At 36.2% G+C, this 19,864-nt stretch carries 16 protein-coding genes; 11 read left to right on the top strand and 5 right to left on the bottom strand.

Features of this window, described 5'->3' with window-relative positions:
* Nucleotides 1-366: 366 nt before the first annotated feature.
* The 3 genes from pflB to KRR19_RS11775 all read left to right on the top strand — a co-directional run bounded on the left by pflB (nt 367) and on the right by KRR19_RS11775 (nt 4,095).
* Nucleotides 367-2,616 (top strand): formate C-acetyltransferase, encoded by a 2,250-nt coding sequence (gene pflB, locus KRR19_RS11785; protein WP_105978391.1) that lies wholly within the window; start codon nt 367-369, stop codon nt 2,614-2,616.
* A 109-nt stretch (nt 2,617-2,725) separates the two neighbouring features.
* On the top strand, nt 2,726-3,481 hold the full coding sequence (gene pflA, locus KRR19_RS11780; protein WP_057510118.1) for a pyruvate formate-lyase-activating protein: 756 nt from the start codon (nt 2,726-2,728) through the stop codon (nt 3,479-3,481).
* 212 nt (nt 3,482-3,693) lie between these two features.
* Nucleotides 3,694-4,095: a sporulation protein gene (locus KRR19_RS11775; protein WP_002479853.1), complete on the top strand. Its 402-nt coding sequence runs from the start codon at nt 3,694-3,696 to the stop codon at nt 4,093-4,095.
* A gap of 110 nt (nt 4,096-4,205) precedes the next feature.
* Here KRR19_RS11775 and KRR19_RS11770 read toward each other — a convergent pair whose 3' ends face one another.
* On the bottom strand, nt 4,206-5,201 hold the full coding sequence (locus KRR19_RS11770; protein WP_031262648.1) for an NADP-dependent oxidoreductase: 996 nt from the start codon (nt 5,199-5,201) through the stop codon (nt 4,206-4,208).
* Nucleotides 5,202-5,467: 266 nt separating this feature from the next.
* Here KRR19_RS11770 and KRR19_RS11765 point away from each other — a divergent pair, with 266 nt between their 5' ends.
* Both KRR19_RS11765 and deoB read left to right on the top strand, forming a co-directional pair.
* Complete coding sequence (locus KRR19_RS11765) at nt 5,468-6,769, top strand: pyrimidine-nucleoside phosphorylase (protein ID WP_002479851.1); 1,302 nt, start codon at nt 5,468-5,470, stop codon at nt 6,767-6,769.
* Nucleotides 6,770-6,802: 33 nt separating this feature from the next.
* On the top strand, nt 6,803-7,996 hold the full coding sequence (gene deoB / locus KRR19_RS11760; protein ID WP_002479850.1) for a phosphopentomutase: 1,194 nt from the start codon (nt 6,803-6,805) through the stop codon (nt 7,994-7,996).
* Between the two features lie 96 nt (nt 7,997-8,092).
* Here deoB and KRR19_RS11755 read toward each other — a convergent pair whose 3' ends face one another.
* The gene (locus KRR19_RS11755; protein ID WP_002479849.1) at nt 8,093-9,118 is read right to left on the bottom strand and encodes a PTS sugar transporter subunit IIC; all 1,026 of its coding nucleotides are present in this window, start codon (nt 9,116-9,118) and stop codon (nt 8,093-8,095) included.
* A gap of 204 nt (nt 9,119-9,322) precedes the next feature.
* Between KRR19_RS11755 and KRR19_RS11750 the strand changes: the two genes are divergently transcribed.
* From KRR19_RS11750 to KRR19_RS11740, 3 genes are all read left to right on the top strand, one after another.
* Nucleotides 9,323-10,192, top strand: coding sequence for a fructosamine kinase family protein (locus KRR19_RS11750; protein WP_107586995.1), 870 nt, complete (start codon nt 9,323-9,325; stop codon nt 10,190-10,192).
* Between the two features lie 136 nt (nt 10,193-10,328).
* Nucleotides 10,329-11,759: a phosphate--AMP phosphotransferase gene (locus tag KRR19_RS11745; protein WP_156666712.1), complete on the top strand. Its 1,431-nt coding sequence runs from the start codon at nt 10,329-10,331 to the stop codon at nt 11,757-11,759.
* Nucleotides 11,760-11,854: 95 nt separating this feature from the next.
* On the top strand, nt 11,855-12,814 hold the full coding sequence (locus KRR19_RS11740; protein WP_002479846.1) for a cation diffusion facilitator family transporter: 960 nt from the start codon (nt 11,855-11,857) through the stop codon (nt 12,812-12,814).
* A gap of 256 nt (nt 12,815-13,070) precedes the next feature.
* Here KRR19_RS11740 and KRR19_RS11735 read toward each other — a convergent pair whose 3' ends face one another.
* Nucleotides 13,071-13,697, bottom strand: coding sequence for an FMN-dependent NADH-azoreductase (locus KRR19_RS11735; RefSeq protein ID WP_002479844.1), 627 nt, complete (start codon nt 13,695-13,697; stop codon nt 13,071-13,073).
* A gap of 202 nt (nt 13,698-13,899) precedes the next feature.
* Here KRR19_RS11735 and KRR19_RS11730 point away from each other — a divergent pair, with 202 nt between their 5' ends.
* Nucleotides 13,900-14,205 (top strand): hypothetical protein, encoded by a 306-nt coding sequence (locus tag KRR19_RS11730; RefSeq protein WP_002479843.1) that lies wholly within the window; start codon nt 13,900-13,902, stop codon nt 14,203-14,205.
* A 50-nt stretch (nt 14,206-14,255) separates the two neighbouring features.
* On the opposite strand, the gene KRR19_RS11725 is transcribed toward KRR19_RS11730, so the two are convergent.
* Complete coding sequence (locus tag KRR19_RS11725) at nt 14,256-14,495, bottom strand: hypothetical protein (RefSeq protein WP_156666711.1); 240 nt, start codon at nt 14,493-14,495, stop codon at nt 14,256-14,258.
* A gap of 154 nt (nt 14,496-14,649) precedes the next feature.
* Between KRR19_RS11725 and srtA the strand changes: the two genes are divergently transcribed.
* Nucleotides 14,650-15,258 (top strand): class A sortase SrtA, encoded by a 609-nt coding sequence (gene srtA, locus KRR19_RS11720; protein ID WP_023015493.1) that lies wholly within the window; start codon nt 14,650-14,652, stop codon nt 15,256-15,258.
* A 57-nt stretch (nt 15,259-15,315) separates the two neighbouring features.
* Here the strand turns inward: srtA and bioB are convergent, their stop codons facing one another.
* Nucleotides 15,316-16,326, bottom strand: coding sequence for a biotin synthase BioB (bioB, locus tag KRR19_RS11715; RefSeq protein ID WP_156666710.1), 1,011 nt, complete (start codon nt 16,324-16,326; stop codon nt 15,316-15,318).
* Nucleotides 16,327-16,914: 588 nt separating this feature from the next.
* Here bioB and KRR19_RS11710 point away from each other — a divergent pair.
* On the top strand, nt 16,915-19,864 hold a 2,950-nt coding region (locus KRR19_RS11710; RefSeq protein WP_216733646.1), incomplete at its 3' end, for an SdrD B-like domain-containing protein.

Genomic DNA, 19,864 nt, shown 5'->3' with positions numbered 1-19,864 from the left:
TTAGCATACTATCACCTCATTATCTTATTACTATCATTATACAAGAAATGGGGAAAAGGTTATTATGTAAAATGTTAAAAAATAAAAAATGCCGACAAGTCCGTAGGACTTTGTCGACAGTCTGGCAATCCAGTAATGCATATAACGCTTTACTGGATTGTTTTTTATTTGCAATTAAAAATTTACTGTTCTAATACAGTGATTTTTGAATGTAACACTTAATCTAACAGAGTCACAACCTTGACACATGTTTATTAAAACGTTTTCATATTTTAGTGATTTATTTCACAAGTAAAGGTATAATAGTATGTGAAAAGGTGAACAAACAATAAACCTAAAATACACATTATCCATGGAGGGATATCAATGATTGAACCAAAATCAAGAAAACAATCAGCATGGGCAGGATTTGAGACTGGCAAATGGACTTCAGAAGTGGATGTTAGAAACTTTATTCAATTGAACTACACAATGTACAATGGCGATTCATCATTCTTAGAATCACCAACACGTGCAACAAGTGATTTATGGAAACAAGTTATGGAATTATCTAAAGAAGAACGCGATCGTGGCGGCATGTGGGATATGGACACTAAAGTTGCATCAACAATCGTTTCACATGATGCAGGCTACTTAAACAAAGACACGGAACAAATTGTAGGTGTTCAAACTGAAAAACCATTCAAACGTTCAATGCAACCATTCGGTGGTATTCGTATGGCGAAAGCAGCTTGTGAAGCATACGGTTATGAATTAGATAAAGAAACTGAAAAAATCTTTACTGACATTCGTAAAACACATAACCAAGGTGTATTCGATGCTTACTCTAAAGAAATGTTAGCTTGCCGTAAAGCAGGTATCATCACAGGTTTACCAGATGCATACGGACGTGGACGTATTATCGGTGACTATCGTCGTGTAGCATTATATGGTGTTGACTACTTAATTGAAGAAAAAGTAAAAGACTTCAATAACATGTCTACTGAAATGGATGAAGCAACAATCCGTTTACGTGAAGAATTATCTGAACAACACCGTGCATTACATGAATTAAAAGAAATGGCTTCAATGTATGGTTTTGACATCAGCAAACCAGCTACAAACTTCAAAGAAGCAGTTCAATGGTTATACTTTGCATACTTAGCAGCAATTAAAGAGCAAAACGGTGCTGCAATGAGTTTAGGACGTACTTCTACATTCTTAGACATCTATGCAGAACGTGACTTACAAAATGGTGACATCACTGAACGTGAAGTACAAGAAATTGTGGATCACTTCATTATGAAATTACGTCTTGTAAAATTCGCAAGAACACCTGACTACAACGAATTATTCTCAGGAGACCCAACTTGGGTAACTGAATCAATCGGTGGTGTAGGTATTGACGGACGTCACATGGTTACTAAAAACTCATTCCGTTTCTTACACACATTAGATAACTTAGGACCAGCTCCAGAACCAAACTTAACAGTTTTATGGTCACAACGTTTACCAGAAAACTTCAAAACTTTCTGTGCTGAAATGAGTATCAAATCAAGTGCGATCCAATACGAAAACGATGACTTAATGCGTGAAAGCTATGGCGATGATTATGGTATCGCATGTTGTGTATCTGCAATGCGTATCGGTAAACAAATGCAATTCTTCGGTGCACGTGCTAACTTAGCGAAAACTTTACTTTACGCTATCAACGGCGGTAAAGATGAAAAATCAGGCAAACAAGTAGGTCCAGAATTCGTACCAGTAACTTCAGAAATCTTAGACTACGATGAAGTGTATGCGAAATTCGATCAAATGATGGAATGGTTAGCAGGCGTTTATATCAACTCTCTAAACATCATCCATTACATGCATGATAAATACAGCTACGAACGTATTGAAATGGCGTTACATGATACAGATGTTATGCGCACAATGGCAACAGGTATCGCAGGTTTATCAGTAGCTGCAGACTCATTATCAGCAATCAAATACGGTGAAGTTCGCGCTATCCGTAACGAAGATGGCTTAGCAGTAGACTTCGAAACAACTGGTGACTTCCCTAAATATGGTAACAATGATAAACGTGTAGACGATATCGCTGTAGAATTAGTAAAATCATTCATGAAAAAATTACGTAAACACAAAACTTACCGTGATTCAGAACACACAATGAGTGTCTTAACAATCACTTCAAACGTTGTTTATGGTAAGAAAACTGGTAATACACCAGATGGACGTAAAGAAGGCGAACCATTCGCACCAGGTGCTAACCCAATGCACGGTCGTGACGAACACGGTGCATTAGCATCATTATCATCAGTTGCGAAAATCCCTTACGAATATTGTAAAGATGGTATCTCTAATACATTCAGTATCGTACCTAAATCATTAGGTAAAACAGATATGGAACAAAACCATAACTTAGTTTCTGTATTAGATGGTTACGCAATGCAACATGGTCACCACTTAAATATCAACGTATTTAACAGAGACACATTATTAGACGCAATGGAACATCCTGAAGAGTATCCACAATTAACAATCCGTGTATCTGGATACGCAGTTAACTTCATTAAATTAACAAGAGAACAACAACTAGATGTTATCTCAAGAACATTCCACGAAAGAATGTAATTAAGGTAAAAGCCGCATTTATTGCGGCTTGATGCCTATTATGAATAAAAAGTATGCCGTATAAAAAATAAGAGTAATATGGATCATGAAACAAAAAGAAAGGACGATTATTATGGAAGGAAGAATTCACTCAGTAGAAAGTTTAGGGACAGTTGACGGCCCAGGCCTTCGCTATATTATATTTACGCAAGGATGTTTGTTAAGATGCCTGTACTGTCATAACCCTGACACTTGGGGTTTGACTGACGCATCCCGTAAAGCGACAGTTGACGAATTAGTGGATGAGATTCTTCCATATCGTCCTTACTTTACTGTCTCTGGCGGAGGTGTCACAATCAGCGGTGGCGAACCTTTGCTTCAAATGCCATTTGTAGAAGCATTATTTAAAGAGCTTAAAAAAGCAGATATTCACACATGCATTGATACTTCGGCAGGCTGTGTGAATGAAACAAAAGCATTTCTTTCCCATTTAGATAATTTGCTTGAGTATACTGACTTGATTTTGCTTGATTTAAAACATATTGATAATGAAAAACATATCGCATTAACAGGTAAACCTAATGAACATATTATTAAATTTGCGAAGATGTTGTCAGAACGAAAACAACCTGTTTGGATTCGCCATGTCCTTGTACCAGGTTATACTGATGATGAAGAAGATTTAATTAAACTCGGTGAATTTATTAACTCACTTGAGAATGTAGAACGCTTTGAAATCTTACCTTATCATCAACTTGGTGTGCATAAGTACGAAGCATTAGAACTTGAATATCCACTAGAAGGTGTAATCGAACCGACAACAGAAGAAGTTGTACGTGCATACGACTTAGTAAACTTTAAAGGTATCACTCCAGTTAGTGTATAAATATTAGACCAAAAAAACAGACGCTTAGAATGAATTTTTCTATGTGTCTGTTTTTCAATATGCATAGATTGACATGAGATGAAATTCTTTTTTAAGATAAAGTTGTTGTTCAAATCTAATGAATCAGTTTTTGAATTAAACGACTTAAAGTTAGGGAAGAGATAAATAAGTCGAGAGGATAAAACTTCACAACATTTCAAGGAGGGCATACTATGTTTGAAAAAATCTTAACATCATTAGGTGTAGGTGCATTAACAGTAGAAACACGTTTAGAAAAAGATGTGTTTGATGCTAATGAACTGATCAAAGGTAAAGTCGTATTAAAAGGCGGAGATGCGGATCAACAAATCTCTAAAATTAAATTATCTTTAATCGAACACAAAGAAAATGAAACAGAACACAGTGACTTTGATGAAATGGAAAATGTTTTACAAGTCTATGAAATTCATAGTGAACAAGTCGTTGAAGCAGCACAAACAGTGGAGAAACCATTTGAATTTCCACTAGAGAATTATGAATTCCAAAAAGATACAGATGCGTTGACGCTCAGAACTTATGTTTATATTGATAATGGTGCTGACGCAGAAGAAGACGCTGAAATTTCAATTCAATAAACTATAATTATTTGAAGTATATAAAGAAACACCACATCATTTCTATCGCAAAGGTTGAGGTTTGTGATAAAAGTGATGTGGTGTTTTTATGTTTGCTTTTGTATTTCAAGTTATCTTGAAATACGAATAACCACTTTACCAGTTGCGTGGCCTTGTTGAATGTATTCTAAAGCTTTATCTGTTTCTTCAAAATCAAAAGTTAAGTCTAACACAGGTTTGATTTTACCTGATTCAATCAATTGTCTGATTTTGTTGAGTTGTGAACGACTGTCACGTGTAAAGATAAAGTGATATGAAGCGTGATGTTGGCGTGCTGCACGATGAACTTTACGGGCCGCAAATTTTAATAAGAAACGTTTCCATAAAGAGAGTTTCAAATCTTTCGCGGTTTGCGCATCAGGAATGCCGCTGATAGAAACCACTTTACCTAAAGGTTTTAAAATCTTAAATGCTGAAAATAAGTTTTCGCCGCCTAACGTATCAAAAACACCATCATAGTTGGTTAAACTATCAGTAAAGTTTTGACGACGGTAGTCGATGATGTTATCAGCACCGAGATCTTTGACAAGCTCACGATTTTTACTGCTGGTTGTTGTCGCAACGTAAGCGCCTAATACTTTCGCAAATTGAATCGCAAAAGAACCAACGCCCCCAGAGCCTGCTTGGATTAAAACTTTTTGATCTTTGGTTAAATGCATGACGTCATTTAAAGCTTGGTAAGAAGTTAAACCTGCCATAGGAATAGAAGCAGCTTCTTCATAACTTAAGTGATTTGGCATTGCCGCAATTTGGTTTTGCGTAGCCGTAATATATTCTGCGAAAGCACCTGCTTTTAAGCCATAGACATTGTCACCGACTTGGAATGCAGAAATATGCTTGCCGACTTCCACGATTTCCCCCGCAAAATCATGTCCCATAATATAAGGTGTTTTATAATTAAAGAAGAGGCGCATTTTACCGCCTTGCGCAATTTTAAAATCGACCGGATTGACACTTGCCGCATGTATTTTAATGAGCACTTGATTGTCTTTGATTTTAGGTCGTTTGATTTCTTTTAATTCTGCTTTGGCATGTTTGCCATATTTTTTATTGATGATTGCTCGCATTTTCACTTTTGCCATACCCTAAACACTTCCAATTTCTAATTTACTTTATTATACACCTACTTTCCCTAGAAATACGCAGTTTAATCTATGTTTCACAAGCTTGTGAAATTGTGTTATTTATATTCTTGGCGCAAATAATTGTTTTTGATTTTGACTCATTCTCTATTCATTTCATTCTCGTTTTGATGTATTCTCATGGTAAAATATAAGTAAGCAAGTGTCACAAAGCACAGATGAAAGAGAATACTTGAAGGAGTGACAGTATTATGAGAATGGTGGATTTAATCGATAAGAAAAGGGACGGCAAGGCATTAACGACTGAAGAAATTAATTGGATGGTCGAACACTATACGAATGGTGACATCCCAGATTATCAAATGTCGAGTCTTGCGATGGCAATTTATTTCCAAGATATGAATGATGAAGAACGTGCTGCTTTAACCATGGCAATGGTACATTCAGGAGATATGATTGATTTATCCAAAATCGAAGGGATTAAAGTTGATAAACACTCTACAGGCGGCGTAGGAGATACGACGACATTAGTACTTGCGCCACTCGTTGCGGCAGTGGGTGTACCAGTTGCTAAGATGAGCGGACGTGGATTAGGACACACAGGCGGTACTATCGATAAATTAGAAGCGGTTGATGGCTTCCATGTAGAAATCTCAGAAGATGAGTTCATTCGTCTTGTAAATGAAGATAAATTAGCAGTAATTGGACAATCAGGTAACTTAACACCGGCCGATAAGAAGATTTATGCATTGCGTGATGTGACAGGTACAGTAAATTCTATCCCATTAATCGCATCTTCTATTATGAGTAAGAAGATTGCGGCGGGTGCCGATGCGATTGTTTTAGATGTTAAGACAGGTAACGGCGCATTCATGAAGACGTTAGATGATGCGAAAGCATTAGCACATGCGATGGTTAAAATCGGTAATGATGTCGGCAGACAAACTATGGCGATTATTTCTGATATGAGTCAACCACTCGGCAATGCGATTGGTAATGCGCTTGAATTAAAAGAAGCAATCGATACATTACGTGGTGAAGGACCAGAAGATCTAACTGAACTTGTAATGACGCTTGGTTCTCAAATGGTCGTGCTCGGCGGTAAAGCTGAAACATTAGATGAAGCACGTACGTTACTTCAAGAAGCCATTGACAGCGGTGCGGCTTTAGATAAATTCCGCACATTCTTAGGCAATCAAGGGGGTAATACAGAAGTAGTAGACCATCCTGAATTATTACCTCAAGCCAAATACCAAATTGACATTCCAGCCAAATCAAGCGGTGTTGTCACTGAGATTGTGGCGAACGAAATGGGTATTGCGTCTATGATGCTAGGTGCAGGACGCCAAACAAAAGAAGATGAAATAGATTTAGCTGTCGGCTTAGTTCTGCATAAAAAAGTCGGGGACAAAGTTGAAGAGGGCGAAAGCCTGATGACAGTTTACAGTAATACGGAATCCATTGATGATGTCAAAGCTAAAATCTATGATAATATTACGATTGCGCAAACAGGTGAAGCACCGACATTGATTCATACGGTGATTACTGAATAAATTTGAAATAAAGAAAGATAGGAGCGAATGAGTATGACAACTCCATTTAAACGTGTACATTTAATTGTGATGGACTCTGTAGGTATCGGAGAAGGGCCAGATGCGGCCGCATTCAACGATGAAGGCAGCCACACTTTAAAACATACATTAGAAGGATTTAAACAAAAATTACCGAATTTAGAACGTTTAGGATTAGGTAATATTGATCAATTACCAGTTGTTAATGAAGTCGAACATCCTGAAGCCTTTTATACAAAACTCAGCGAAGCTTCTGTTGGTAAAGATACAATGACAGGTCATTGGGAAATTATGGGCTTAAACATCATGCAGCCATTTAAAGTTTATCCTGAAGGTTTCCCAGATGAACTAGTTAAAGAAATTGAAGATATGACAGGACGTAAAATAGTCGCGAACCGACCAGCTTCTGGTACGCAGATTATTGATGAGTGGGGCGAACATCAAATGAAGACAGGTGATTTGATTGTCTATACTTCAGCTGACCCTGTACTTCAAATTGCGGCACACGAAGATATCATTCCTTTAGAAGAACTTTATGATATCTGCGAGAAGGTCCGTGAATTAACGAAAGATCCTAAATATTTAATTGGACGTATTATTGCACGTCCTTATGTGGGCGAACCAGGTAATTTCACACGTACGTCAAATCGCCATGATTATGCATTGAAACCATTTGGTCGTACTGTCATGAATGAATTAAAGGATAATGGTTACGATGTCATCGCAATTGGTAAAATCAATGATATATATGATGGTGAAGGTGTAACGAAAGCGGTACGTACAAAAAATAATATGGATGGTATGGATCAACTTGTTGAAGTTGTTAAACATGACTTTACTGGACTCAGTTTCTTAAACTTAGTAGATTTCGATGCGTTATATGGCCATCGTCGTGATAAAGATGGTTACGCGCAAGCAATCAAAGAATTTGATGAACGTCTACCAGAACTTTTTGAAAATCTGCAAGAAGATGATTTAGTCATTATTACTGCAGATCATGGTAATGATCCGATTGCGCCTGGTACAGACCATACGCGTGAATATATTCCAGTATTGTTCTATAGTCCTAAATTAAAAGATCAAGCACATGAACTTAGCGGTGATACAACGTTCAGTTCTATCGGTGCGACAATCGCAGATAACTTTAATGTACCAATGCCTGAATTTGGACGTAGCTATTTATCTGAATTAGGTGTTGAAACAGAATAACTGAATTTCCTAAGTAAGTTAGTGTAAATACAAAATAACGTTCTATCCAAGTAATCAGGATAGAACGTTATTTTTATGATGTATATTTAATTGTGTTTACGAATTTGAAGTGCGTTTGTCACCAATATGGATTTTCTGATCACCATCTTTAATCCATCCTGCATTACGACACACTTTATAAAGCAAGTAGCTGACGATGGCAGGTAAAGCAATTTGGAAAACACCGATTAAAATCCAAGTGTGAAGTGAAGCACCCATGGTATTTATCGTCATAATCTGTCCAATAAAACCGCTCGTTCCCATACCTGCACCTGCCGCATTATTAGTCATTGGGAAGAGTGTCGTCATGATTGGAGCGACAATTGCGCTTGCGAGTGTCGGTGGAATAAGTATTGCGGGGTTCATTAAGATATTCGGTACTTGCAACATACTTGTACCGATACCGACTGAAATGATACCGCCGACGCCATTATCTTTATAGCTCGTTACCGCAAAACCGACCATTTGTGCACAACAACCGATTGTTGCGGCACCTGCGGCTAAACCAGATAAATCTAGCATTAAAGCTAAAGCAGCACTTGAAATCGGTGCTGTTAAAGCTAGACCGAAAATCACTGCGACTAAGATGCCCATCACAAGCGGACGTTGATCAGTCGCAAGCATAATCATTTTACCAAGTGACACCATAAAGTCATTTAAGAATGGTCCAATAAATTTAGCCACTGCACCACCGACAATTAAAGTAAGTAATGGTGAGATAATAATGTCAATTTTCGTTTTAGCTGCATAAAAACGACTTAATTCAGTGGCGATTAAAGTGGCAACGAAGGCACCTACTGCACCGCCGCCAAACTTGTCATAGCCGAGAGAACCGACGATGATACAAGAAAAGACAACTAAAGGTTGTGCACCTAAACCATAGGCAATGGCGCCACCGATTGCGGCACCTGTTAAGCCCATCGCGACTGTGCCGATTTCAGATAAAAAATGTAAATTTAAAACAGGAAACAAAGTTTGTTTACCGATAGTTTGTAAGATTAAACCGATAATAAGTGAACCGAATAGGCCTAAGGTCATATAACTTAGACCTTGAATAAACCAACGATGTAGAAGTTTTTTCATTTAGGATTTCACCCTCCAATTATTTGTCATTAGTATAGCATAAAAGCAACTGCAAAAAAGATTGTTATTTTGAATAACACGCTATTGTAAAAAGAAATAAACAAAAGTCATGTTCCTAAGAAGAGGGTTAATAAAAGCAAGTTATAATTATAAGATAAGTGGTATATATTATGTATGAGACATTTTAGAACGGGGGAAGAAATAATGGATAAGTTATGGCAACAAAATTTACCGATTTCAGGTATTAAAGATATTGTACCTGTCGCAGGCGGTGACGTGAATGATGCATATCGTATTGATACTGAAAATGATGAAACTTTCTTCTTATTAGTACAACCGAATACTTCTTATGACTTCTATGCGGCAGAAGCAGAAGGGTTGAAAGATTTTGAGTATGCGGAGGTTACTGCACCGCGTGTGATTGCGAATGGTGAAATTGATGGAGATGCTTATTTAGTATTAAGTTGGCTAGAAGAGGGACCACGAGGCAGCCAAGCAGAACTGGGTAAATTGGTCGCAAAATTGCATGATTTCCATAATCCAGACAAACGTTTTGGCTACGACCATCCTTATGAAGGCAGAGATATTTCTTTCAATAATGAATGGACAGATTCTTGGAAAGAAATCTTTGTGAATCGCAGATTGGATCATTTAAGAGAAGTGGTCGTTGAAAAAGGATTGTGGAACGTCGATCAATTGAATAAATTTGATAATGTACGTCAAGTGATTGTGAATGCATTAGACAATCACAAAAGTAAAGCATCGCTATTACATGGTGATTTATGGGGCGGCAACTATATGTTCTTAGAAAATGGTGAACCTGCACTCTTTGATCCAGCTCCAATGTATGGCGATCGTGAATTCGATTTAGGAGCGACAACGACATTCGGTGGTTTCTCAGAAGAATTCTATGAAGCTTATGATAAAGCTTATCCTTTAGATGAAGGTGCGTATCAACGTATTGAATTCTATAAATTCTATTTATTATTAGTACACTTAGTGAAATTCGGTCCAATGTATGAAGGCAGTGTAGATGCTTCAATGGATAAAATTTTAAGTGATGCCAACTTCTAATTGGAATCATAGCGACTTACTGGTAAAGTAGGTCGCTTTTTACATAGCTTTTGTTCTGGTGGAATTTTACTCCTTTGTCCATTTCAAGCGTAAAAAATGTTAATTTATAAGTAAGTTTAAAAATGGGGTGAGAATAATGTCAACTAAGATTAAAGACCTAGAGTTAGAAGCATCTGAGTTAACAAGAACAACACATCAATTAGGAATTCCAGTGATGATTCTTTTCGAGGGTGTACCTGCAGCAGGGAAAACACGTTTATCTAATGAATTATTATTAACTTTGGATGCGAAATACTCGAGCTTTATTGCGACCGCATCACCGACACCAGAAAATTTACGTTACCAATTCTTACAAAAGTATTGGAACACATTACCAGGCAAAGGAGATATTAATATTTATTTCCGTAGCTGGTATGCGCACTATATTGATTACAAAGTAAATGGTATTAAGCATTTACAGTACAAAGATTATCATGTATTGCGTGATCAAATTGATGGTTTTGAAACGATGCTTGAAAACGACCAATATGAAATCATTAAATTTTATATTGAAATTGATGAACAAAAACGCCAAGAACATATTAGACAAACGAAAGAAAATCCTCTTACAAGATGGAAAGCACAAGAATATGAAAATGTTATTCCGGATGATATTTATCTTGAAGAAATGCGTGAAATTCTTCAAGATCCAACTCAAAAAGATTGGAAGATTATTGATTATACGGATGGAGAAGCGGCTACTATTTTAATGTATGAACACATTATCAAACGCCTTAAAAAAGCGATTAAAGCTCATCACGAACGTGTTCAAACACGTGATGGTTTATTTACTGAAGGGTATACAACAGATGTTTTCGATAATCCATTAGAAAAAGTCAGTAAATCAGAGTACAAAACACAAATAGAAAAACTTCAAGCACGTATGTTAGAAATTCAATTTGCGTTATATGAACGAAAAATTCCATTAATTTTAGTGTTTGAAGGTATGGATGCGGCAGGTAAAGGCGGTAATATTAAACGCATTCGTGAGAAACTTGATCCGACGGGTTATGAAGTCAATGCGATTAGTGCACCTACAGATGTTGAACTTGCACACCAATACTTATGGCGTTTTGCGCGAGATATGCCACGAACAGGACATATTGAACTTTTTGACCGCAGTTGGTATGGCCGTGTACTGGTAGAACGTGTAGAAGGTTTTGCGACAACGGATGAATGGCAACGTGCTTATCATGAAATTAATGACTTTGAAAAAATGTGGACAGATGAAGGAGCAATTCTGTTAAAATTCTTCTTAAGCTTAGATAAAGATGTTCAGTTAGAACGTTTTAAAGCTAGAGAAGAAAATCCGGATAAACAATGGAAGATTACGGATGAGGATTGGCGCAACCGTGAAAAGTGGGATTTATATTTAGAAGCCAGTGCGGATATGATTCAAAAAACCGATACTCATAATGCACCATGGTATGTTGTGCCAGCTGATCATAAGAAAACAGCGCGTATTGCGGTATTAAAACGTATTATTAAAACATGTGAAACTGCTTTGTGGGGCGTACACCACGATTAAAGACTGATATACTAGTGTGAAGTATAAAGTTAATTACGGGATATATTGTCAATGGATAGAAAAGAAACAATGGCAAGAAGGGGGAGAAGAAAATAATGGCGAGAAATTATTCTAGAACCTATTATTTTCATCATGTGGAACATCGCAAAATTCAACAAAGTTCTAAGAAAACACTGTGGTTATCTTTAATTATTACGTTATTCTTTACATTTGTTGAATTTATAGGAGGTATTGTGTCGAACTCACTGGCACTTTTATCAGACTCCTTCCACATGCTCAGTGACGTTTTAGCACTGGGGTTATCAATGGTCGCAATTTATTTATCAAGCAGGCAGCCGACTGACCGTTTTACTTATGGGTTTTTAAGGTTCGAAGTTATCGCTGCTTTCTTGAACGGACTGGCACTTGTAGTGATTTCACTGTGGATTTTTTATGAAGCTATTATGCGTATGATTTTCCCGAGAGAAATTGAAAGTGGACTAATGTTAGTGATTGCGGTAATTGGTTTAATCGTTAATATTGTATTAACGTGGTTACTGTATCATTCTTTAAAATCTGAAGAAAATATCAATATTCAAAGTGCATTATGGCATTTCTTTGGTGACTTATTAAATTCAGTGGGTGTCATCTTAGCAGTGATTTTAATTAAATTGACTGGTATTCAAATGATTGACCCGATTTTAAGTATTGTCATTTCAGCAGTTTTATTAAATGGTGGTTATAAAATTTTGAAAAATGCGTGGATGATTTTAATGGAATCTGTGCCAGAAGGTTTAGATGTCGATCAAATCATGGATGATATGAAAAAAGCAGAACATGTTTTAGATGTGCATGAATTCCATTTATGGAGTGTAACTTCTGATCAGTATTCATTATCTGCACATGTGGTATTAGATAGTAAAGATAGCCAGGATGCATATCGCATCATCAACCAGTTAGAGCAATTATTAAAAACAAAGTATGGCTTACATCATACAACGTTACAGATTGAACATCTAGATTTGAATCACTTAGATGAAAATTATTTTGAGCAATTTGAAGATGAAAAAGCATAAATATGTGTGATTCAATTCTCTTTTGGGTAATATAATAAGTACGGTTATAAAATTCAACCGTTTGTTTAGTTGATATAAGACAAAACATAACTAAAGGAGGCTATATTATGGCTGAAGAGAAAAAAGGTTCAATCCAAGGACGCGTAGTAGACGAAACTAAAGAGCAAGCGAAAAAGCAAAAAGAAAAATTAGAAAAGAAAAACGAAGATAAATAATAAAAAACGGGCAGCCATTAAGGTTGCCCGTTTTTATATGATTAAAATTGTTTTGCGAATTGTTCTGCTTGTTGAATCGCATTTAGTTTAATTTCTTCTGCATTTTCTGGTTCTGCATTGTGACCTTCAATTGCGATTAAACTAATATCAGGTACACCCATGAATGCTAGGATAGTGCGGATATAACGGTCTCCTAGTTCAAAGTCAGCTGCTGGACCTTCGCTGTAGTAGCCGCCACGTGATTGGATATGCAATGCTGCTTTATCTGTTAATAAGCCTTGTGGACCTTCAGCAGTGTATTTGAATGTTTTACCAGCAACTGCGACTGCGTCGAAATAACGTTTAACTGCAGGAGGGAATGATAAGTTCCACATTGGTGTAACGAAAACATATTTATCTGCCGCTACGAATTGATCTACAAGTTCAGTTAAACGGTTAACTTTTTGTTGTTCTGAATCAGTTAATGTTTCGCCAGATTGTAATTTACCCCAACCTGAAAATACTTCAGCGTCGATTTCAGGTACTTCATCTTTAAATAAGTCGATGTGAACGACTTCATCTTCAGGGTGTTCTGCTTTGTAAGTATCAATAAAAGCTTTTCCAACTGCCATTGAGTTAGAAACCATTTCATCTAATGGGTGTGCAGTGATATATAAAACTTGTGACATTAATAATCATCCTTTTTCATGTAATGTAAGATATATTTATTATACTAGGTACAATTACTATATGTAAAGGGTAAAGTTTTCACTTTTGGTGCATCTTAAAGAAATGAAATAAGTAGATTTAGTGAACAAGTAAGTTTAAAGTGGAGTGTGTTCTAGGGTTAGGTTTATAATATTTTTGAAATTCATACCTAGAGGTGAAGTGATGAAGAATTTAATCATCGGTACATTATTATTTTTGTTAGTAGTGGGTTCAGGTTTGTATACGATTAAAGCTGAAATGCAGAATGATGCGAAGGCAGCAGCAACACAAAAATATAAAGTCAAAGGTATAACAACAGAAAAACAATTAAAAGCATTCTTTAATGATCCGAAGAAAACAGAAGCACAAAAGTTAGGCGCATATGAGACAGCTGTCGAAAATAAAGTCATTCCTCGCAGTCCGCATTTTCAAAGTGCTGATGCAGCATATAAAGAATCTATGAAGTTGAAACACCATAAGCAACAATAAAATAAAATCATCATTTATAAAGTAAGTGACAGGCTTTATAAATGATGATTTTATGTTAAATGTAGAAAATTTTTGATTTCATCTAATGAAGGAAGTTGTTCAGTATAATATTTAAGGTTTTGAAGTAAAGGTTGATTATCTGACCATTGTTGAATTTGACTTAAGAAAGTACCATTAAAAATTTGACCATAGAAATGTAGGAAGTTAGTTAAATAATTGCCTTCTTGCCATACTTTGTAAGTTCCGATAAGTGCTAATATAAAAACGATTCCTTTAAATAAATTCCACATCGTCTTTCTCCTTGAAAATAGTTTGTTATCTAATTAATTGTATAACATTTTTATTGTGATTGCTAGTGAGCGCATTGCTCTATATGAATATTGAAAACCATGTTATAATGAATGAAATTCACAGCATGAGTCGAACTGAATTAGGAGGTTTATAATGGGTAAATGGAAATCACGGTTATTTACATTAGTGGGTGTCGTACTTATTTTAGCGGGCATCTTTATGGTGTTTAAACCACAAATCAATCACTTTATAGCTGGTAAAGAAAATGAAGCGAAAATAGAACAATACGATAAACAACAAGCCTCAAAAAAACAAGAGAAAAAAGAAGTGCCGCAAGTTCCTAAAGATAAATCACAATTGGTAGGGTATATTGATATACCAAGTGTGAATATTAAAGAAGCGGTTTATCCTGGTGAAGCAACGCCTGAACAATTAAACAGAGGTGTCAGCTTAGCCGAAGAGGATGAATCATTAGATCAACAAAACATAGCGATTGCCGGTCATACAAATACATCAGGCAACTATCAATTTACAAATTTACACAAAGTAAAAAAAGGTGCAAAAGTCACTTTTAAGGTCGGCAAAGAAACACGTAAATATAAAATCACAAAGATTAAAGACGTAAAACCTACTGAAATTAGTGTGTTAGCTGAACAGAAAAAGAAAAAAGATCAATTAACATTAATTACATGTGATGATTATAATCCACAAACTGGCGAGTGGGAAACACGTAGTATTTATACTGCTGAGAGAGTTGCATAATAAGAAAGACCTGAGACAACGATAACAGTCTCAGGTCTTTTTTTTATGCATCTACTATTATGCTTCTAATTTTTGTGTGATTTGTTCGGCAGTATCTTCAGGTAAATTACTGTGATCAATTTCAAAACCTAAGTCTTGAATCATGCGATAATCCATTTCATTCGGCTGACCACCTGTAATTAAGTAATCACCTACAAAAATTGAGTTAGCTGCTAGTAATGCTAAAGGTTGGAGTGATTGTAAGTTGATTTCACGTCCGCCTGCAATTCTAATTTCTTTAGTTGGATTAACCAAACGGAATAAAGCAATAATTCGTAAACATTTCATAGGTGTAAGTTCGTCCATCTCTCCGAACTTTGTGCCTTGAATAGGATGTAAGAAATTAATAGGAATACTGTCTGCATCAATTTCTTTTAAGGCAAAGGCCATATCAATTCTATCTTGATCTGTTTCACCCATGCCGCAGATAACGCCAGAGCAAGGTGAAATATGATGTGCTTTCATAATTTCTACAGTATTCACACGTTGGTCATAGGAATGGGTTGTGACCACAGTATCATGATAATTTTCACTTGTATTTAAGTTATGGTTGTAACGATCAACACCTGCATCTTTTAAACGTTGTGCTTGATCATCATTTGCGATGCCTAAACATGCACAAACTTTTAATTCAGGATGCGTTTGTTTGATTTGTTTCACTGATGAAGTGATATGGTCAACTTCTTTATCACTAGGACCACGACCGCTCATCACAATACAGTATGTACCTATTTGATGTTCAGCAGCAGCATTTGCGCCAGCCACAATGTCATTTTCAGGAATCAAAGCATAACGGTCTTTTCTTTTCATATCCCTTGATTGACCACAGTACCCACAATCTTCAGGACAGATACCACTCTTCGCATTTAAAATCATATTCAGTTTTACTTTCTTTCCGTAATAATGTTTTCGAATAGCATAAGCCTCATCTAATAATGTCATCGTATCAATAGATACATCTGTATATAAATTATAGACTTCTTCTTTAGTGAGTGATTTGCCATTTAAAATATCTTGTGCAATTTGCATAATCGAGATCTCCTTTATAGTGAAATTCAATATGTAAACTTATTAATGTTTTAAGTTTACATTTGTGCGGGAGGATATGCAAGTGAAGATTTTTATGTGAAAGGGATGTTTTACAACATTTAATTTGTCAAAGTTAGGACATTTAAATCAAAAAATACAAAAGAAATCATCTAAATGTGTCTAAATTGTGACAAATATTAAGAGGTTATTAAATTTGTAAACGCTTTATTATTGAGATTATTTTGGAAACTGTAGAGTAAATTAACTCTAATCAGAGTGATAATTTATAAAAACAAAATAAATTGAGTTCAATTGCATCGTGTGGATTCGACCAACTTACAGATGATTTTTCATTAACATAATTATACATTCAACCAAAAAATTTCATGCAGTTAAGTTTTTGTTGTTGAAATGCGTTGTTCCATAAAATTTACGAAAAATAAATCAATAGTAATACAAAGTTGTTTGGAACTGTGATACTATCTATTTATACTAGTTTTTTGAAAACTTAGGTAAGTGGTAAACAATATACGTAACAATTGGACAAGGGAAATTTTTTTAATTTTTGGAAAGGGGTTATATCTTAATATGAGAAATAATTCACATTCGCGAGGCTTTGACGCAAGGCGTCAAAATAAATATTCGATCCGTCGTTTCACTGTAGGAACAGCTTCTATTATCGTTGGAGCAACTTTATTGTTCGGAATTGGTAACGAAGCAAGAGCTGCAGAAGGAACAACTGATTCTACTGGTAACCAAACGTCAGGTAGTTCGACTAGTGATCCAGCATCACAACCAACAGAAGATGCTGCACCAACTCAAGAGACTGCACCGACACAAGAAACACAAACAAACACAACAGATCAATCAACTGACCAATCGGTTGACCAACCTGTTGAATCAACAACACCACAAACTGATACAAAAACTACAGATGCACCTACAACTGGTGAAACTGTAACACCAGAACAAAATACAACAACTAATAATGATACAAATACAACAACTACGTCAGATGCTCCACAACAAGAAACTTCTTCTCAAACTGCATCTTCAACAGATACATCATCGACAACAAAAGATACTTCATCACAATCAGCACCAGAGTCAGCTGATACAACAACTTCTACAACACAAGAAAAATCAACTTCTGATACATCATCACAATCATCGACTTCAGATAAAGTAGATGCACCTACATCTTCTGCACAAGAACCAACTACTACAACACAAGAAAAATCAGCAGATACATCAAGCACTTCAAATACGACTTCTGCTCAAACAGCTGAAGAACCTGTAACTACTCAAGGTTCTACTGACCAAACGGTTGATAAATCAACAGTTGAACCAAGTGCTGAACAAAATACTGTCTCATCTACTGAACCGACTCAACAAGTCATTGCAGCTGCTGATTCAAATACAACTACAGATGCAGGTACAGGTACTACTCAAGATACATCTTTACAATCAAGTGATTTAGCTGCACAAGCTGGTGTTACAAGTGCTGATTCACCTGAACTAGCAACATACAAATTATTGCAACAATCTTCTGATAATAAAGATGCAAACACAATTCAAACGACAGCTGAAACAACACCAATGTCACGTTCATTAAGTTTAATGTCAGCATCACCAACAACATTCACAACATTAGCAGCAGCAACAGGTACGAATGTAAATGATTTAGTTACTATTTCAAATCCTACAATCTCAACAGAACAGATTGACCCTAACCAAAGTGGTAATTTCCGATTGAATGCAGATTATACTGTTAATGGAACAGTGCAAGGTGGAGACTATTTCACTGTACAAATGCCAACATATGCAAATATGGATGGGGAACTAGATTATACAAATACTAACAATCAATTCACAACTGAGTTATTATCACCATCAGGATATGTAGTTGCAAACGGTGTTTACGACACAACTACTAAAACTTTAACTTATACCTTTACTGACTGGGTTAATGATAAAGAAGATGTATCAGGGAGCTTTAGTTTAGCGCAGTTTGCGGATCGTAATACAGCGAAAGATTATGGAACATACCCATTAACTTATAACTTAGCTGGTGAAACATTTAATACACAAATCACATATGCATATGATTCACACGAACATGGGGTTTATCCGGCATACGTTGATTCAATGATTACAAATGTTGATGCGACAAATACAACTAACGATTTTACTGAAGTGGTTTATGTCAACCCAACTGATTTAAACTTAAGCAGTGCAGCTCTAGTTATGGCTCCAAAAGACGGTAACAGTAATGCGCTAATTGGCTTTGACTATACAACTTTCCATATTTATGAAGTTCCAGACCCAAGTCAATTACCTGATAGCTATGATTTTGAAGCTGCAGGTTACCAAGACTTAGCACAAAGTTTCCAAAATAACGGAAGTATTTATACAAATGCAAATGGTGATATGATTATTAATTTCGGTGCGATTGATAATCCGTATGTAGTAGTTATGGATTCACAATTCGATCCGACTTATAGTTCAAATTTAACAACTAGAGCGACTCTCTATGCAACAGATCAATCTGGTTACACAGCAAGCTATTTCTTTGATAACAGCTTTGTAATTGAAAATAGTTCAGGTACTGGAGACGGAACACTTGAAACTTATAGACTAGGTGACTATGTATGGGAAGATACTAACCAAAATGGTATTCAAGATAGTGGAGAAACACCAATTTCAAACGTGTTAGTTACTCTTAAAGATGCTAACGGTAACATTATCAATACAGCAGTAACAGACCGATATGGGAACTACTTATTCTCAGATTTAAATAACGGAGATTATACAGTAGAATTTAGTACACCAGAAGGCTATGTTCCGACTACACAAAATGCTGGAACAGATAGCACTGTAGACTCAAATGGTTTAGTTGTACCTGTAACAATTAATGGTGCGGATAACTTAACAATCGACTCTGGTTTCTATAAACCTGTAGCTGCGACATACAACTTAGGTGACTATGTATGGGAAGACAGCAACAAAGACGGCATCCAAAACTCTAACGAAGTAGGAATCGAAGGCGTAACTGTAACGTTGACAAAACCAGACGGCACGACTGAAACAACAGTAACAGGCGCTGACGGTAAATATGAATTCACTGGCCTAGAAAACGGTGAGTACACAGTTAACTTCTCAACGCCAGCAGGTTATGAAGCAACACTTGTAAATCAAGGCGATTTAACAGCGCTTGATTCAAATGGTACAACAACTACAGTTGTCATCAATAATGCTGATGATTACACAATCGACAGCGGTTTCTTCAAACCAGTTGTTGAACCAGAACCAGTTCCAGCGACATACAACTTAGGCGACTATGTATGGGAAGACAGCAATAAAGACGGCATCCAAAACTCAAATGAAGTGGGTATCGAAGGTGTAACAGTGACATTGACAAAACCAGACGGATCAACAGTAACGACAGTTACAGATGCGAACGGTAAATATGAGTTTACTGGTCTAGAAAACGGCGACTACACAGTTGATTTCACAGCACCGGAAGGTTATGAAGCAA

It is taken from the genome of Staphylococcus sp. CWZ226 (assembly GCF_018986355.1).
GTDB lineage: Bacteria > Bacillota > Bacilli > Staphylococcales > Staphylococcaceae > Staphylococcus > Staphylococcus simulans.
Note: the sequence above shows the minus strand (reverse complement) of the source record. Positions and strands in the feature narration are given on the sequence as shown.

Coding starts and splice junctions, on each gene's coding strand:
- KRR19_RS11755 (WP_002479849.1), bottom strand. CDS start 9,118: ATGAAAAAACTTCTACATCGTTGGTTTATTCAAGGTCTAAGTTATATG.
- KRR19_RS11735 (WP_002479844.1), bottom strand. CDS start 13,697: ATGTCACAAGTTTTATATATCACTGCACACCCATTAGATGAAATGGTT.
- deoB (WP_002479850.1), top strand. CDS start 6,803: ATGACAACTCCATTTAAACGTGTACATTTAATTGTGATGGACTCTGTA.
- pflB (WP_105978391.1), top strand. CDS start 367: ATGATTGAACCAAAATCAAGAAAACAATCAGCATGGGCAGGATTTGAG.
- KRR19_RS11745 (WP_156666712.1), top strand. CDS start 10,329: ATGTCAACTAAGATTAAAGACCTAGAGTTAGAAGCATCTGAGTTAACA.
- KRR19_RS11770 (WP_031262648.1), bottom strand. CDS start 5,201: ATGCGAGCAATCATCAATAAAAAATATGGCAAACATGCCAAAGCAGAA.
- KRR19_RS11750 (WP_107586995.1), top strand. CDS start 9,323: ATGGATAAGTTATGGCAACAAAATTTACCGATTTCAGGTATTAAAGAT.
- bioB (WP_156666710.1), bottom strand. CDS start 16,326: ATGCAAATTGCACAAGATATTTTAAATGGCAAATCACTCACTAAAGAA.
- srtA (WP_023015493.1), top strand. CDS start 14,650: ATGGGTAAATGGAAATCACGGTTATTTACATTAGTGGGTGTCGTACTT.
- KRR19_RS11725 (WP_156666711.1), bottom strand. CDS start 14,495: ATGTGGAATTTATTTAAAGGAATCGTTTTTATATTAGCACTTATCGGA.
- KRR19_RS11775 (WP_002479853.1), top strand. CDS start 3,694: ATGTTTGAAAAAATCTTAACATCATTAGGTGTAGGTGCATTAACAGTA.
- KRR19_RS11740 (WP_002479846.1), top strand. CDS start 11,855: ATGGCGAGAAATTATTCTAGAACCTATTATTTTCATCATGTGGAACAT.
- KRR19_RS11765 (WP_002479851.1), top strand. CDS start 5,468: ATGAGAATGGTGGATTTAATCGATAAGAAAAGGGACGGCAAGGCATTA.
- KRR19_RS11730 (WP_002479843.1), top strand. CDS start 13,900: ATGAAGAATTTAATCATCGGTACATTATTATTTTTGTTAGTAGTGGGT.